This is a genomic window from Streptomyces sp. NPDC048291 (assembly GCF_043201715.1).
Classification (GTDB): Bacteria; Actinomycetota; Actinomycetes; order Streptomycetales; family Streptomycetaceae; genus Streptomyces.
The window spans coordinates 1-1,373 of sequence record NZ_JBICZC010000040.1 but is presented as its reverse complement, the minus strand read 5'-3'; the positions used below and the strand labels follow the sequence as shown (position 1 = coordinate 1,373).

Annotated in this window: 2 rRNA genes (1 of these 2 running past the window's edge); both read left to right on the top strand. The window is 56.6% G+C overall.

Going from position 1 to position 1,373, the window contains the following annotated elements:
* Positions 1–1,197: ribosomal RNA gene (locus ACGF5O_RS48985) — 23S ribosomal RNA — on the top strand (its annotated part extends 1,655 nt beyond the left edge of the window); the annotation flags it as partial.
* Positions 1,198–1,284: 87 nt separating this feature from the next.
* A 5S ribosomal RNA gene (gene rrf / locus ACGF5O_RS48980) occupies positions 1,285–1,373 on the top strand; the annotation flags it as partial.

Sequence of the window (1,373 nt, the reverse complement as noted above, 5' to 3'; positions counted from 1 at the left end):
CACCTGGTGAGAACACTTGCTGTTCGAGCTGGGGGTGGCCGCAGAGACCAGCGAGAAGCGACTGTTTACTAAAAACACAGGTCCGTGCGAAGCCGTAAGGCGATGTATACGGACTGACGCCTGCCCGGTGCTGGAACGTTAAGGGGACCGGTTAGTCACATTTCGGTGTGGCGAAGCTGAGAACTTAAGCGCCAGTAAACGGCGGTGGTAACTATAACCATCCTAAGGTAGCGAAATTCCTTGTCGGGTAAGTTCCGACCTGCACGAATGGCGTAACGACTTCTCGACTGTCTCAACCATAGGCCCGGTGAAATTGCACTACGAGTAAAGATGCTCGTTTCGCGCAGCAGGACGGAAAGACCCCGGGACCTTTACTACAGTTTGATATTGGTGTTCGGTTCGGCTTGTGTAGGATAGCTGGGAGACTGTGAACTCCGGACGCCAGTTCGGGGGGAGTCGTCGTTGAAATACCAGTCTGGTCGTGCTGGATGTCTAACCTGGGTCCGTGATCCGGATCAGGGACAGTGTCTGATGGGTAGTTTAACTGGGGCGGTTGCCTCCTAAAGAGTAACGGAGGCGCCCAAAGGTTCCCTCAGCCTGGTTGGCAATCAGGTGTTGAGTGTAAGTGCACAAGGGAGCTTGACTGTGAGACCGACGGGTCGAGCAGGGACGAAAGTCGGGACTAGTGATCCGGCGGTGGCTTGTGGAAGCGCCGTCGCTCAACGGATAAAAGGTACCCCGGGGATAACAGGCTGATCTTCCCCAAGAGTCCATATCGACGGGATGGTTTGGCACCTCGATGTCGGCTCGTCGCATCCTGGGGCTGGAGTCGGTCCCAAGGGTTGGGCTGTTCGCCCATTAAAGCGGTACGCGAGCTGGGTTTAGAACGTCGTGAGACAGTTCGGTCCCTATCCGCTGCGCGCGCAGGAATATTGAGAAGGGCTGTCCCTAGTACGAGAGGACCGGGACGGACGAACCTCTGGTGTGCCAGTTGTTCTGCCAAGGGCATGGCTGGTTGGCTACGTTCGGGAGGGATAACCGCTGAAAGCATCTAAGCGGGAAGCCTGCTTCGAGATGAGTATTCCCACCCACTTGATGGGGTAAGGCTCCCAGTAGACGACTGGGTTGATAGGCCGGATCTGGAAGCCCAGTAATGGGTGGAGGTGACCGGTACTAATAGGCCGAGGGCTTGTCCTCAGTTGCTCGCGTCCACTGTGTTGGTTCTGAAACCACGAACAGCCCCACGTTGCCACAGCGTGGTGCGGCTGGACAGTTTCATAGTGTTTCGGTGGTCATAGCGTGAGGGAAACGCCCGGTTACATTCCGAACCCGGAAGCTAAGCCTTACAGCGCCGATGGTACTGCAGGGGGGAC